Source organism: Streptomyces sp. NPDC002790 (assembly GCF_040295505.1).
In the GTDB taxonomy this organism is placed as follows: Bacteria; Actinomycetota; Actinomycetes; order Streptomycetales; family Streptomycetaceae; genus Streptomyces.
This window is the reverse complement of the sequence record NZ_JBEOVM010000140.1, coordinates 1-14,536: the sequence shown is the minus strand read 5'-3', so window position 1 is coordinate 14,536 and position 14,536 is coordinate 1. Positions and strand designations below refer to the sequence as shown.

Genomic DNA, 14,536 nt, shown 5'->3' with positions numbered 1-14,536 from the left:
TCTTCCCGAAAGTCCTGCCGGACGGGCCTGCTCAATCGCCGCAGGGGCTGTAAGCAGCCCTGCCGGGCGGGCCTGCTCAATCGCCGCAGGGGCTTGATCTATCAAGCCCCGCCGGCGATTGAGGCGCGGGGTCCGGGGCGGAGCCCCGAGGCCTTGGCGGCGGTGCCGGTTACGCCTAAATTCAGGTCATGGCGGAGACCAAGCGCGAGATCGAGCGAAAGTACGACGCCCCGACCGACCACTTCCGGCTGCCCGACCTGCTCAAGGTCCCCGGCGTAGAGGCCGTCATCGACAAGGGCGTCGTCGAACTCGACGCCGTCTACTACGACACCGAGGACCAGCGCCTCGCCACGGACCGCATCACCCTGCGCCACCGCAGCGGCGGCGCCGACGCCGGCTGGCACCTCAAACTCCCGGTCGCGCTTAGCGAGGGCGTCCGCGACGAGGTGCAGGCCCCGCCCTCCACCACCCTCCCCCGCACCCTCGCGGGCCTCGTCCGCTCCCGGGTCCGCGGCGACGAGCTCATCCCCGTCGTCCGGCTCCGCTCGTCGCGGGACGTGTCCCACCTGACCGGAGCCGACGGCTCACTCCTCGCCGAGGTGTGCGTCGACGCCGTACGCGCCGAACGGGCCGACGGCGAACGCACCACCACCTGGACCGAGATCGAGGTCGAACTCGCGGACGGCGCCGACCCGGCCTTCCTCGGCAAGGTCGAAAAACGCCTCCGCAAGGCCGGCGTCGAACGATCCGCCGCCACATCGAAGCTGGCCCGCGCCCTGGAAGAGACCGGAGCCACACGCCGTGCGAAACGGGAGGCGCCCGCCGGAGCGGGGGCGGACACCGCCGGCGCCCACGTCCTCGCCCATCTGCGCGCCCAGCGCGACGCCCTCGTCGAGCTCGACCCCGCCGTGCGCCGCGACCTGCCCGACTCGGTGCACCAGATGCGCGTGGCCACCCGCCGGATGCGCAGCGCGTTCAAGACGTACAAGAAGGTGCTCGACCCGGCCGTCACAGAGCCCGTCGGCGAGGAACTGAAGTGGCTCGCCGCCGAGTTGGGCATCGACCGGGACCGCGAGGTGCTCACCGAGCGGATCACCGGCCGGATGGACTCGCTGCCCCGCGCCCTGCTGCTCGGCCCCGTCCGCGGCCGCCTGCGCACCTGGTCCGTCGCCCGCCGCCAGGGCTCGCGCCGGCACACGGTCGCCGTACTCGACGGCACGCGCTACCTCGACCTGCTGCGGAGCCTCGACGCGCTGCTCGCCGAGCCGCCACTGCGGGGGAAGTCCGCCGACCGCCCCGCCGCCCAGGTCCTCACCAAGGCCGCCCTCAAGGACCACGCCCGCCTCGCGACACGCATCGAGCACGCCCTGTCGCTCTCCGCTGGCCAGGACCGCGACCTCGCGATGCACGACGCCCGCAAGTCCGCCAAGCGCGCCCGGTACGCGGGGGAGGCCGCGGTCCCCGCCCTCGGCAAGCAGGCCAAGGCGTTCGCCCGCGCCATGAAGGACGTACAGACGCTGCTCGGCGACCACCAGGACAGCGTGGTCGCCCGCGAGGCCCTGCGCGACATCGCGGTGCAGGCGCACGCGGCGGGGGAGTCCGCTTTCACCTGGGGCCTCCTGTACGGCCGGGAGGAGGCGTCGGCGGCGGACCGGGAGCGGGAGCTCCCGGGTATCTGGGAGAGGGCGGCGAAGCCAGAGCTTTCGGCGGGTTAGCCTTGAGGGTCACCCCTGTCAGCTCACGAAGGTCAACGGTATGTCTGCCGAAGCCGCCGCCTCGACGGTGGAGTCTGTCTTTCCGCAGCTCGAAGCCCTGCTGCCGCATGTGCAGAAGCCGATCCAGTACGTCGGGGGTGAGCTGAACTCCACGGTCAAGCCGTGGGAGGAGTGCGACGTCCGCTGGGCTCTCATGTACCCGGACGCGTACGAGGTCGGCCTGCCCAACCAGGGCGTCATGATCCTTTACGAGGTGCTCAACGAACGTGCGGGCGTCCTCGCCGAGCGCACGTACAGCGTGTGGCCGGATCTCGAGGAACTCATGCGCAAGCACGAGGTTCCGCAGTTCACGGTCGACTCGCACCGCCCGGTGAAGGCCTTCGACGTCTTCGGGCTCAGCTTCTCCACCGAGCTCGGCTACACGAACATGCTGACCGCGCTCGACCTGGCCGGCATCCCGCTGGAGTCCAAGGACCGCGGGCTCGACGATCCGATCGTGCTCGCGGGCGGCCACGCCGCGTTCAACCCCGAGCCGATCGCCGACTTCATCGACGCCGTGATCATCGGCGACGGCGAGCAGGCCGTGCTCGACATGACGGAGATCATCCGCAAGTGGAAGGCCGAGGGCCGTCCCGGCGGACGCGAGGAGGTCCTGCTCCGCCTCGCGAAGACCGGCAGCGTCTACATCCCGGGCTTCTACGACGTCGAGTACCTCCCCGACGGCCGCATCGGCCGCGTCGTGCCGAACCGATCGGGCGTCCCGTGGCGGGTGTCCAAGCACACCGTCATGGACCTCGACGAGTGGCCGTACCCGAAGCAGCCCCTCGTACCGCTCGCGGAGACCGTCCACGAGCGGATGTCCGTCGAGATCTTCCGCGGCTGCACCCGCGGCTGCCGTTTCTGCCAGGCCGGCATGATCACGCGTCCCGTACGGGAGCGAAGCATCACCGGCATCGGCGAGATGGTCGACAAGGGCCTCAAGGCGACCGGCTTCGAAGAGGTCGGCCTGCTCTCCCTCTCGTCCGCGGACCACTCCGAGATCGGTGACGTCGCGAAAGGCCTGGCGGACCGGTACGAGGAGGACAAGATCGGCCTGTCCCTCCCCTCGACCCGTGTGGACGCCTTCAACATCGACCTCGCCAACGAGCTGACGCGCAACGGCCGCCGCTCAGGACTCACCTTCGCCCCCGAGGGCGGCAGCGAGCGGATGCGCAAGGTCATCAACAAGATGGTCTCCGAAGAGGACCTGATCCGTACGGTCGCCGCCGCGTACGGCAACGGCTGGCGCCAGGTGAAGCTGTACTTCATGCTCGGCCTGCCCACCGAGACCGACGAGGACGTCCTGCAGATCGCGGACATGGCGGCGAACGTGATCGCCAAGGGCCGCGAGGTCGCGGGCAACGACATCCGCTGCACGGTGTCGATCGGCGGCTTCGTCCCGAAGCCGCACACCCCGTTCCAGTGGGCGCCGCAGCTCAGCTCCACGGAGACGGACGAGCGTCTCGCCAAGCTCCGCGACAAGATCCGCGGCGACAAGAAGTACGGCCGCTCCATCGGCTTCCGCTATCACGACGGCAAGCCCGGCATCGTCGAGGGACTGCTCTCGCGCGGCGACCGCCGCATCGGCTCCGTCATCCGCGCCGTCTACGAGGACGGCGGCCGCTTCGACGGCTGGCGCGAGTACTTCTCCTACGACCGCTGGATGGCCTGCGCCGCCAAGACGCTGCCCGCGTACGGCGTGGACGTCGACTGGTACACGACGCGTGAGCGTACGTACGAGGAGGTCCTGCCCTGGGACCACCTGGACTCCGGTCTCGACAAGGACTGGCTCTGGGAGGACTGGCAGGACTCGCTCGACGAGACGGAGGTCGACGACTGCCGCTGGACGCCGTGCTTCGACTGCGGGGTGTGCCCCGCGCTCGACCTCGACATCCAGGTCGGCCCGACGGGCAAGAAGCTGCTGCCGCTGACGGTCGTCAAGTAGCGGTATCCGCACACGCGAAGGGGCGGCCGGTTTCTCAACCGGCCGCCCCTTCGCGGTACTTGGGCCTACTTGCTCGCGGCGAAGCGCATCAGGGCGTGCTCGTCGCCCTGCTTGATCTTGCCCGGCGTGTTGATCACTTCGAGCTTCCAGGAGCTGCCGACCCGCATGGCCTTGGCGACCGCGCAGCCGTTGTCACTGGTCATCAGGGACGGCCAGATGTCGGCGACCTGCTGCGAGCTGCCGCCCGTCGCGTCGTACACCTTGAAGCTGATGTTGCGGGCCTTCTGGAACGAGCTGCCCTTCTTGTACGCGGCGGCGACGAACACGATCGACGTGATCTGCTGCGGAAGGCGCGAGAACTCGACGGTGACGGTCTCGTCGTCCCCCTCGCCCTTGCCTGTCTGGTTGTCACCGCTGTGCGCGAGCGAGCCGTTGCCCATCGGGTCCAGCGAGTCGAGCCCGGCCAGGCGCACCGGGTCGCCGCCCTGCATCGCGACGGCGATCAGGTCGAGGTCCGTGCCCTGCTTGCGGCGCAGCGCACCGAGCACGCCGCCGCTGGCGCCGGCGGTCGGGTCCCAGGACACCCCGATGGACAGGTGGGTCACCCCGTCCAGGTCGGCGGGGCCGTCTTCCTTGGTGAGTGTGATCATGTGTGACTCCTCCCCCTATGACATAACTGCGATATTGCAGACTTCACCGAACATACGGCGTACGCGCACGAACCGGCTACGCGGGGCCGCATCCGCGACAGCTCCGTGAGCGTCTGGAGAGGCATGGACTTGGAGAAGCGCGACGGGCGGCCGCGCCCCGAACCCGCGCCCGAAGGCTGCCTGGTGGCCGCGATCCGGCTGCCGCTGCGGATCCTGATGGTCGTCCTCGTGGTGCCCGTACGCCTCGTGTGGGACGCGCTCGCGGCGGCCGGGCGCTTCGTGGGCCGGTGGCTCCTGCTGCCGCTCGCGCGCGCGAGCGGCTGGGTGCTGTACGGCCTCCTTGTGTGGCCGTGCCTGATGCTGTGGCGCTACGTCCTCGCGCCCATCGGCCGTGGACTGCGCTGGCTCGGACGGGTGTTGCTGGTCGTCCCCGCCGTGTGGCTGTACGCCCATGTCCTCGCCCCCGTCGGAAGGGCGCTGCGGGACTACGTGTTGGCGCCGCTCGGCCGTGGACTCGCCTGGCTCGTACGGGTGTTGGTCGTGGTGCCGCTGCTCGCGCTGTGGCGCTACGTCCTGGTGCCGGTCGGCCGGGTCCTCGGCGTGGTGCTTCGCGAGATCCGGGACGCGCTGTGCGTCGCCTGGCGGATCGCGGGATACGTGTCCCGCGCCGTCGGCCGGGCGCTGCGGTGGCTGATCGTGGACCCGCTGCGCTGGGTCTACCGCACCGTGCTCACCCCGGCCGGACACGTCGTGCGCGACTACGTGCTGCGGCCCCTCGCGCGCGTGGCCGCGAGCGCCCGCGCCGCGGCCCGGCAGGCACGGGCCGATGTACGACGTGCGCTGTTCGGCACACCGCCGCGGCCGGAACCGCAGGTCAGCGACCAGAGGGAACCGGGCGGCTCGCAGGGACGTAGTCTTGATGGAAGTACGACCGCTCTCACGCAGACCGCATTCATTAAGGATTAGGACACTGGGCAAGCGACAGCCCGTAGGCCCGCCGCCCGCACCCGCGGTGCAGCGCATCCGACTGCGCTACACCAAGCGCGGCCGCCTCCGGTTCACCAGCCACCGAGACTTCCAGCGCGCCTTCGAGCGTGCGCTGCGCCGCGCCGCGGTGCCCATGGCGTACTCGGCGGGGTTCACGCCGCACCCGAAGGTGTCGTACGCCAATGCCGCCCCCACCGGCACGGGCAGTGAGGCCGAGTACCTGGAGATCGCGCTCACCGCGCCGCGCGACCCCGAGAAGCTCAGGGAGCTCCTCGACGAGTCGATGCCCACGGGCCTCGACATCGTGGACGCCGTGGAGGCCCGCACCTCGGGCCTCGCCGACCGGCTCACCGCCTCCGTGTGGGAGCTGCGTCTCGACGGCGTGAGCGTCGAGGAGGCCGGGCGCGCCGCGGAGGCGTTCCGCGCCGCCGAGAGCGTCGAGGTACAGAGGAAGACAAAGAGCGGGATCCGGACGTTCGACGCCCGTGAGGCCGTCGTCAGCCTGGACGCGCACGGGGCTCACGAGGTACCCGGCGTTTCGGCTGGTCCGGCTGATAGGCCCAGCGACACGGCCTGTGCGATACTGCGGCTGGTTGTTCGGCACGTGACGCCTGCCGTACGACCCGACGACGTCCTGTCCGGTCTTCGCGCCGTGGCCGACCTGGCGCCGCCGGTCCCCGCAGCGGTGACCAGGCTGGCGCAGGGGCTCTTCGACGCAGAGACAGGCACGGTGACCGACCCGCTCGCGCTCGACCGCGAGGCAGCTGGGGCCGCCCCACAAAAGGCGACCGCAGGAACTGCCACCGCGACGGCGCCTGCCGTGGAAGGTCCCGCGTAAGGCGGTCGTCGTAGCGCCGCCCTCGTACTCGGGAGCCATCTGGGTCGGGCAGCGCACCCACCCAAGGACTTTCGCGAGGCCGTACGTACATCGCGTACCGGAACCGGCGAGAACAGACAGAGAGCCTCCGTGCGGCGCCCGCGCCCCGGACCGGCGGCACCGCGCTCGACTCGATGCGCGTGAGCCGCAGACGTCACCGGTCACGGATCAGGCGCGGCGCCCGGAGGCCCGACGGGAGATCCACCCGCATGCCCGAGACCGAACCCACCAACCCTGAGCTGGACAGCCCCAGCGACACCCTGCCCCCGCGCCGTCGGCGCCGGGCCGCGTCGCGCCCCGCGGGCCCTCCGGTCGCGGCGACCGCCTCCACCGAGGACGCCGCTGTGGCCATACCGGCCACTGCCACCCCGACTCCGGCCGCCGCCGAGGCGACCGTCGAGACCCCCGAGACTTCCCCGGCCGCCGAGGCCCCGGAGCCCGCCGCCCGCCCGCGCCGCCGCGCGACCCGGCGCGCCTCCGCGCCCACCGGTGCGCCCGCCGAGCAGGCCGGGGCGACGACCGTGGTGGCGGAGCCCGCCGAGCCCGTCGCCGAGCCCGTCGCGGAGCAGGAGCCGGCCGCCGCCGAGGAGCCCGCCGCGCCGCGCCGCAACCGTCGCCGTGCCACCCGCACCGTGTCGACCCCGGACGCCCCGGCCGCCTCCGTCGAGGAGCCGCAGGCCGAGCCGGCCGCGGCGCCCGCCGCCGAGCCGGAGCCGGTCGCCGACGAGGGCTCCGGGCCGCGTCGCAACCGTCGCCGCGCCACCCGTGGCGCCGCCGCGCCCAGCGCGCCCGCCGGTCCCCCCGAGATCTCCGACGCCATCGCCGCCGAGACGACGGAGGCCGAGTCGACGGAGAACGCCGGCCCCACGGAGAACGCCGAGAACGGCGACGACGAGTCGCCGCGCCGCCGGCGCCGCGCGACCCGCAAGGCCGCCGGCGGTTTCGCCGAGCCGAAGGCGACCAGGGCCACGAAGGCCGCGAAGTCCGCCAGGTCCGGATCGAAGCCGGCGCGGTCCGGCCGGGACGAGCAGGACGACGAGACGCGCCCGAAGCGGGCCTCCGTCGCCACGTTCCAGGCGCCGGTCTTCACCGAGCCGATGTTCCAGACGCCGGAGCGGGCCGCCGCGGCCGCCGCGGCCGAGGCCGCCGTCGAGAAGCAGCCCGAGCCCGAGCCGGCCGCCACCGCTGTCGTCGAGGAGGACCTGGGGCCGCGCCGTCGCCGCCGCCGTCGCGCTGCCGACGAGCAGCCCGCCGAGGCCGAGGCCACCAAGGCCACCGAGGCCGTGACCGAGGCCAAGGACCAGCGGGTCGAGGAGCACGACGAGAACACCGGGAACACCGGGGACGCTGACAACACGGACAGCACCGAGAACGCGGAGAACGACGAGCAGGACGAGCACGGGGACCGCCCGGCCCGCCGCCGTCGCCGGGGTGGCCGTCGCCGTCGCCGCGGCGAGTCCGGTGACGTCGACAACGACTCCGAGAACGACGACGAGTCCGACGACGCCGAGCCGGCCGCCGGGGAGTCCGAGGACGACCGGTCCGAGGACGACGAGCAGCGCGACGACTCCGCCGGTTCCGGCGGTTCGAGCAGCAGCCGTCGCCGCCGTCGCCGCCGCCGTCGTGCCGGTGACGGCGCCTCCGAGGGCGAGCAGCCGACGGACGACCCGGCGCGTACGGTCGTCAAGGTCCGCGAGCCGCGCAAGAAGGAAGAGCGGGCCGAGCGGTCGACGTCCTCGGACGAGGTGCAGTCCATCAAGGGCTCCACGCGTCTGGAGGCCAAGAAGCAGCGTCGCCGCGAGGGCCGTGAGCAGGGGCGCCGCCGCGTCCCGATCATCACCGAGGCCGAGTTCCTGGCGCGCCGCGAGGCCGTCGAGCGCGTCATGGTGGTCCGCCAGCACGGCGAGCGCACCCAGATCGGCGTGCTCGAGGACGACATCCTCGTCGAGCACTACGTCAACAAGGAGGAGTCGACCTCCTACGTAGGCAACGTGTACCTGGGCAAGGTCCAGAACGTGCTGCCGTCGATGGAGGCCGCCTTCATCGACATCGGCAAGGGCCGCAACGCGGTGCTCTACGCCGGTGAGGTCAACTTCGAGGCGCTCGGCATGGCCCACGGGCCGCGCCGCATCGAGACCGCGCTCAAGTCCGGCCAGTCCGTGCTCGTGCAGGTCACCAAGGACCCGATCGGCCACAAGGGCGCCCGCCTGACCAGCCAGGTCTCGCTGCCCGGCCGCTACCTGGTCTACGTGCCCGAGGGCTCGATGACCGGCATCAGCCGCAAGCTGCCCGACACTGAGCGCTCGCGCCTGAAGACCATCCTCAAGAAGATCGTCCCCGAGGACGCGGGCGTCATCGTGCGCACCGCGGCCGAGGGCGCGAGCGAGGACGAGCTGCGCCGCGACGTAGAGCGTCTGCAGGGCCAGTGGGAGGACATCCAGAAGAAGTCCAAGCAGATCTCGACCTCGTCGCCGAGCCTGCTGTACGGCGAGCCGGACATGACCGTCCGCGTCGTGCGCGACATCTTCAACGAGGACTTCTCCAAGGTCATCGTCAGCGGCGAAGAGGCGTGGGACACCATCCACGGCTACGTCAACCACGTGGCGCCCGACCTGTCGGACCGGCTGTCCAAGTGGACGTCCGAGGTCGACGTCTTCGCGACGTACCGGATCGACGAGCAGCTCGCCAAGGCGCTCGACCGCAAGGTGTGGCTGCCGTCCGGCGGCTCCCTCGTGATCGACAAGACCGAGGCCATGATCGTGGTCGACGTCAACACCGGTAAGTTCACCGGCCAGGGCGGCAACCTCGAAGAGACCGTGACGAAGAACAACCTCGAGGCGGCCGAGGAGATCGTGCGTCAGCTGCGGCTGCGCGACCTCGGCGGCATCGTCGTCATCGACTTCATCGACATGGTCCTGGAGTCCAACCGGGACCTGGTCCTGCGCCGCCTGCTCGAATGCCTGGGCAGGGACCGTACGAAGCACCAGGTCGCCGAGGTGACCTCGCTCGGCCTGGTCCAGATGACGCGTAAGCGTGTCGGCCAGGGCCTCCTGGAGTCCTTCTCCGAGACCTGCGTGCACTGCAACGGCCGCGGCGTCATCGTGCACATGGAGCAGCCCACGGCCGCCGGCGGCGGTGGCAAGCGCAAGAAGCGCGGTCGCGGCGGCAACGGCGCGGACCACCAGCACGAGACGCACGAGGCCCCGGCTGCCGAGCAGCCCGAGTCCGAGGCCGAGGTCGCCGCGGAGGCGGCCGCCCCGGTGGCGCTGCCCGAGCCCGAGTTCGTTCCCGACGAGGATCTGTACTCGAGCGCCGCCGAGGCGGAGGCAGCCGCGGGCAGCCGTGGCCGCTCGCGCCGTCGTGCCACGCGTCGTGCGTCGGCCCCGGCCGGTGCCCCGCAGGCGGAGGACGAGAAGCCGGCGAGGTCCGGCAGGAAGTCCAAGGCCGAGCGGGCCGCGGAGCGCAGGGCCGCCGAGGCCGAGGCCACGCCCGAGCCGGTCGTCGAGGAGCCGAAGGCCGCCGAGCCGGTCGAGACCCCCGCGCCCGAGCCCGTGCAGGACGAGGCCCCCGCGCCGCGCCCGCGCCGCCGTGCCACGCGCAAGGCGTCCGCTCCCGCCGGTTCCCCGAAGGCGTCCTCGGAGGAGGCCGCCGCGGTGACCGTCACGGAGCCGGTCAAGGCCGAGCCCGTGGAGGAGCCGAAGGCCGTCGAGCCCGAGGCGCCGAAGGCCGAGGTGACCGAGGCCGCGGCCCCGGCCCGCCCGCGCCGTCGCGCCGTCCGCAAGGCGACCGCCCCGACCGCTGCCGAGGACACGGCCGTCATGGTCGTCCCTTCGGCCACGGAGGAGGCTCCCGTGCCCGAGGAGGCGCCCGCCGCCAAGAAGGCCGTCCGTAAGACGGCCAAGAAGGCGACGGCGAAGAAGGCCGCCACCAAGAAGGCGGCAGTCAAGAAGACGGCCGCTACCGAGGAGGCCGCCTCCGAGGAAGCCCCGTCCGAACCGGCTGCCAAGAAGACGGCCGCCAAGAAGACGACGGCCAAGAAGGCGGCGGCGAAGAAGGCCCCCGCCAAGAAGACGGCCGCGAAGAAGACGACGGCCAAGAAGACGACCGCGAAGAAGACCGCGGCGGCCGAGCAGCAGTCGCTGCCGTCCGTCTCGACCGCGGCCGACGAGGCCTGAGGCTCCGCCCGGACCGAGTGACGACGCCCCGCACAGCGCTGCTGTGCGGGGCGTCGCCGTATGTACGGGCAAGTCGTTCATTGCCGTGGTTTTCGGCGACGTGAGAGATCTCGAAGAGCGCTCGATTCGCCCCGTGCCTCTTGGTGCGCGGCCAACCGCCTGTAAAAATCATGCGGTCATACAAGTGAAGGACATGGGTGGGCGTTGGGGAGACGTGTACTCGTGTCAGGGGAGGGAATCGATGGCGCACGTGCGTCTCAGAGGTACGGGCAGACACCGTGCCGCGAAGCCGGCCAAGGCCGGACGGCAGGTGGTGGCCCTGGCCACCGTGCTCTCGGCGGCCGGGGTGCAGGCGGGGGTCGCCGCGGGAACCGCGCAGGCGGACGAGGCACGGACCTGGACCGAGGGGCCGATCTTCAACAACCCGGTGGGCGCCACCCAGGAGCAGTACGCGATCCGCACCAGGCTCGTCGAACTGACGGACGCCGCACTGCCCGGCTCGACCATCAAGGTCGCCGTCTTCCACGTGTGGGAGCAGACGATCGTCGACGCACTGAAGCGCGCCAGGGACCGCGGCGTGCGCGTGCAGATCCTGCTGGACTCGACGAGCAAGACGGACCGGCCGGACAACACCGTGTACGCGCAGCTGGTCGCGCTGTTCGGCACCAGCCGCGCCAACCCGTCCTTCGTGCAGCTGTGCCCCACGAACAAGTCCTGCCTCGGCGACCCGAAGTTCGGGAAGTCGATCATGCACAACAAGTTCTGGCTGTTCTCGGCCGTCGAGGGCGCCACGAACGTCGTCGTGCAGACCACCGCGAACTCCACGCCGTCCGCGAGCACGAAGTTCTTCAACGACGCGCTCCAACTGCCCAACAACCGGGTCCTGTACGGCGCGTACGCCGACTATTTCGACGACATGGCCGCCAAGGACTGGGCGAACTGGGACTACCGCACGGTCAGCAACGGCCACTACAAGGCGTACTTCTTCCCGCGGGCCGGCACCACCAACTCCACGGACACGCTGCACTCGGTGCTCAACAACGTCGCGTGCACCTACAAGGACGCGGCGACCGGCGCCACGAAGAAGACGATCGTGCGCGCCGCGATCTTCCAGATCACCCGGCAGGCCATCGCCGACAAGCTGGTCTCGCTGAAGAAGGCGGGCTGCACGGTCCAGATCGAGTACGCGACGTCCGACAGCGGCACCTGGAAGTCGATGCACGCCACGGGCGCCCCGCCGGTGCGCTGCTACAACGACCCGCGGACCTCGCCGACGACGCCGTACATCATCCACACCAAGTACGTGGCGATCGACGGCATGTACGACGGCGCGCGCAACAAGATCACGTTCACCGGCTCGCAGAACGCCTCGAACCCGGCGCTGCGTGAGAACGACGAGGCGTACCTCAAGATCGACGACGACTCCGTGCACGACACGTACGTGCAGCACTTCAACAAGGTGTGGGGCATCGCCTACCCGGGCGTCTCGGACAACACGAACCTGTGCAAGGGCGTCAAGACGCCGCCGCAGGACGGTGAGGTCAAGCCCGCGTGAGCCTGCCGGTCACGGGCCGGTTTGCCCTTCTGTGGGGCGCCCCGTAACCTTGACCGTCGGCGTGTCCATCGATACGCCTCACTCCCGTAAACCTTTTTCCTCTCGGTTTTCGCCAGGTTCCCTCGTGAAATCCGGGAGAGGCCGCCTCGTGCGGCTGGACTGCGGGGGTCCCGTTCCGAGCGAAAAGAGAGATCCGTGTACGCCATCGTGCGCAGCGGTGGTCGCCAGCACAAGGTTGCTGTCGACGACATCGTTGAGGTTGACAAGCTTCCCACCGCCAAGGTTGGCGACACCGTAGAGCTCTCTACGCTGCTCGTTGTCGACGGCGACGCCGTGACCAGCGACCCGTGGGTCCTGGCCGGCATCAAGGTCCAGGCCGAGGTCGTGGACCACCACAAGGGCGCGAAGATCGACATCCTTCGCTACAAGAACAAGACCGGCTACCGCCGTCGCCAGGGTCACCGCCAGCAGTACACGGCGATCAAGGTCACCGGTATCCCCACGGCTGCGAAGTAAGGGACTGAGACAAGATGGCACACAAGAAGGGCGCATCGTCCACTCGGAACGGGCGCGATTCCAATGCTCAGCGGCTCGGCGTGAAGCGCTTCGGCGGTCAGGCCGTCAACGCCGGTGAGATCCTGGTCCGCCAGCGCGGCACCCACTTCCACCCGGGCAACTCCGTTGGCCGCGGCAAGGACGACACGCTGTTCGCGCTCGCCGCCGGTGCGGTGGAGTTCGGTACCCACCGTGGCCGTAAGGTCGTGAACATCGTCCCGGTCGCCTGAAACGCCTGACGGCTTTCTGACCTGGATTTTTTCGCGAGGCGGACCTCACTTCCCTGTCGGGGAAGCGGGTCCGCCTTTCGCGTGTTGAGCTTGAGACATTCCCGTACGTTTCTGGAGGCACTGACCAATGACCACCTTCGTGGACCGCGTCGAGCTGCATGTCGCCGCGGGTAGCGGGGGCCACGGCTGTGCCTCCGTTCACCGGGAGAAGTTCAAGCCGCTCGGCGGCCCGGACGGCGGCAACGGCGGCCGTGGCGGTGACGTGATCCTGGTCGTCGACCAGGACGTCACGACGCTGCTCGACTACCACCACTCGCCGCACCGCAAGGCGACCAACGGCGTGCCCGGCGCGGGCGACCACTGCACCGGCAAGGACGGCCAGGACCTGGTCCTGCCGGTCCCCGACGGCACGGTCGTCCTCGACAAGGAGGGCAATGTGCTCGCCGACCTGGTCGGCGAGGGCACCACGTTCATCGCCGGGCAGGGCGGTCGCGGCGGCCTCGGCAACGCGGCGCTCGCCTCGGCCCGCCGCAAGGCGCCCGGCTTCGCGCTCCTCGGCGTGCCGGGCGACGAGCGGAACATCGTCCTGGAGCTGAAGACCGTCGCGGACGTGGCGCTCGTCGGCTACCCGAGCGCCGGTAAGTCGTCGCTGATCTCGGTGCTCTCCGCCGCGAAGCCGAAGATCGCCGACTACCCGTTCACGACGCTCGTCCCGAATCTGGGCGTGGTCACGGCCGGCTCGACCGTCTACACGATCGCCGACGTGCCGGGCCTGATCCCCGGCGCCAGCCAGGGCAAGGGCCTCGGCCTGGAGTTCCTGCGCCACGTGGAGCGCTGCTCGGTCCTCGTGCACGTCCTCGACACGGCGACGCTGGAGTCCGAGCGCGACCCGGTGTCCGACCTCGACGTCATCGAGGCGGAGCTGCGGGAGTACGGGGCGGGCCTGGAGAACCGGCCGCGGCTCGTCGTCCTCAACAAGATCGACGTGCCCGACGGGCAGGACCTCGCCGACATGGTCAGGCCCGACCTGGAGGAGCGCGGCTACCGCGTCTTCGAGGTGTCGGCCGTCGCCCACAAGGGCCTCAAGGAGCTGTCCTACGCGCTGGCCGAGCTGGTCGGCGCCGCGCGCGCCGCGAAGCCGAAGGAGGAGACGACCCGCGTCGTCATCCGCCCGAAGGCCGTGAACGACTCGGGCTTCACCGTCACCCGCGAGGACGCCGAGGGCGAGCCGATGTTCCGCGTCCGCGGTGAGAAGCCGGAGCGCTGGGTGCGGCAGACCGACTTCAACAACGACGAGGCCGTCGGCTACCTCGCGGACCGGCTCAACCGCCTCGGCGTCGAGGAGTCGCTGATGAAGGCGGGCGCCAGGCACGGTGACGGCGTCGCGATCGGCCCCGAGGAGAACGCGGTCGTCTTCGACTGGGAGCCCACGATGATGGCGGGCGCCGAGATGCTCGGTCGCCGTGGCGAGGACCACCGTATGGAGGCGCCGCGGCCGGCCGCGCAGCGCCGTCGCGACCGCGAGGCGGAACGCGACGACTCCCAACAGGAGTACGACGACTTCAAGCCCTTCTAGCCAGCCGCCGGTTTACTGCGCCGTGACCGCGGCCGGGTCCCGTTGCGCCGCACCGCGGCTCCCGAGCCTTGCCGGGGTCGGCGCCCGTCGCCCTCGTTGCGCTGCACCGTGGTGCCGCCTTGCCCACCCTGCCGCCCTAGGCGGCAGATTGCCCAAGGCGGCGCGCGGGGCACCCCGTGCGGCCGACGCCCCCGGAGGGGGCGGGGCGCCCGAGGCGTCATCTGCGGTGAAG

General features: G+C 71.0%; 10 protein-coding genes. 9 read left to right on the top strand and 1 reads right to left on the bottom strand.

All coding sequences use genetic code 11. From position 1 onward, the window contains the following. The first annotated feature begins 188 nt into the window (after positions 1-188). A complete protein-coding gene (locus ABT004_RS32970; RefSeq protein ID WP_351344275.1) occupies positions 189-1,715 on the top strand; it encodes a CYTH and CHAD domain-containing protein in 1,527 nt (508 codons plus the stop codon). Between the two features lie 40 nt (positions 1,716-1,755). Beyond that, complete coding sequence (locus tag ABT004_RS32965) at positions 1,756-3,699, top strand: TIGR03960 family B12-binding radical SAM protein (RefSeq protein WP_351344272.1); 1,944 nt, start codon at positions 1,756-1,758, stop codon at positions 3,697-3,699. 65 nt (positions 3,700-3,764) lie between these two features. Here the strand turns inward: ABT004_RS32965 and ABT004_RS32960 are convergent, their stop codons facing one another. Next, positions 3,765-4,349 (bottom strand): TerD family protein, encoded by a 585-nt coding sequence (locus ABT004_RS32960; RefSeq protein ID WP_351344269.1) that lies wholly within the window; start codon positions 4,347-4,349, stop codon positions 3,765-3,767. A 123-nt stretch (positions 4,350-4,472) separates the two neighbouring features. On the opposite strand from ABT004_RS32960, the gene ABT004_RS32955 reads away from it, so the two are divergent. From ABT004_RS32955 to obgE, 7 genes are all read left to right on the top strand, one after another. Continuing rightward, complete coding sequence (locus ABT004_RS32955) at positions 4,473-5,315, top strand: hypothetical protein (protein WP_351344266.1); 843 nt, start codon at positions 4,473-4,475, stop codon at positions 5,313-5,315. Positions 5,316-5,361: 46 nt separating this feature from the next. Beyond that, positions 5,362-6,174 (top strand): TIGR03936 family radical SAM-associated protein, encoded by an 813-nt coding sequence (locus ABT004_RS32950; RefSeq protein WP_351344263.1) that lies wholly within the window; start codon positions 5,362-5,364, stop codon positions 6,172-6,174. 248 nt (positions 6,175-6,422) lie between these two features. Next, positions 6,423-10,388, top strand: a complete 3,966-nt coding sequence (locus tag ABT004_RS32945; RefSeq protein ID WP_351344260.1) for an Rne/Rng family ribonuclease — start codon at positions 6,423-6,425, stop codon at positions 10,386-10,388. Between the two features lie 241 nt (positions 10,389-10,629). Further along, positions 10,630-11,943, top strand: coding sequence for a phospholipase D-like domain-containing protein (locus tag ABT004_RS32940; protein ID WP_351344257.1), 1,314 nt, complete (start codon positions 10,630-10,632; stop codon positions 11,941-11,943). Between the two features lie 195 nt (positions 11,944-12,138). Next, positions 12,139-12,459, top strand: a complete 321-nt coding sequence (gene rplU, locus ABT004_RS32935) for a 50S ribosomal protein L21 (protein ID WP_326024203.1) — start codon at positions 12,139-12,141, stop codon at positions 12,457-12,459. 14 nt (positions 12,460-12,473) lie between these two features. Further along, the gene (gene rpmA, locus ABT004_RS32930; RefSeq protein WP_351344254.1) at positions 12,474-12,728 is read left to right on the top strand and encodes a 50S ribosomal protein L27; all 255 of its coding nucleotides are present in this window, start codon (positions 12,474-12,476) and stop codon (positions 12,726-12,728) included. Between the two features lie 127 nt (positions 12,729-12,855). Next, entirely contained in the window at positions 12,856-14,304 is a 1,449-nt protein-coding gene (obgE, locus tag ABT004_RS32925) for a GTPase ObgE (protein WP_351344251.1), read from the top strand. Positions 14,305-14,536: the final 232 nt, after the last annotated feature.

Bases quoted from the DNA above. Each gene is read 5' to 3' on its own strand.
- obgE (WP_351344251.1), top strand. From the start codon at position 12,856: ATGACCACCTTCGTGGACCGCGTCGAGCTGCATGTCGCCGCGGGTAGC.
- ABT004_RS32940 (WP_351344257.1), top strand. From the start codon at position 10,630: ATGGCGCACGTGCGTCTCAGAGGTACGGGCAGACACCGTGCCGCGAAG.
- rpmA (WP_351344254.1), top strand. From the start codon at position 12,474: ATGGCACACAAGAAGGGCGCATCGTCCACTCGGAACGGGCGCGATTCC.
- ABT004_RS32970 (WP_351344275.1), top strand. From the start codon at position 189: ATGGCGGAGACCAAGCGCGAGATCGAGCGAAAGTACGACGCCCCGACC.
- ABT004_RS32965 (WP_351344272.1), top strand. From the start codon at position 1,756: ATGTCTGCCGAAGCCGCCGCCTCGACGGTGGAGTCTGTCTTTCCGCAG.
- ABT004_RS32955 (WP_351344266.1), top strand. From the start codon at position 4,473: ATGGACTTGGAGAAGCGCGACGGGCGGCCGCGCCCCGAACCCGCGCCC.
- ABT004_RS32945 (WP_351344260.1), top strand. From the start codon at position 6,423: ATGCCCGAGACCGAACCCACCAACCCTGAGCTGGACAGCCCCAGCGAC.
- ABT004_RS32960 (WP_351344269.1), bottom strand. From the start codon at position 4,349: ATGATCACACTCACCAAGGAAGACGGCCCCGCCGACCTGGACGGGGTG.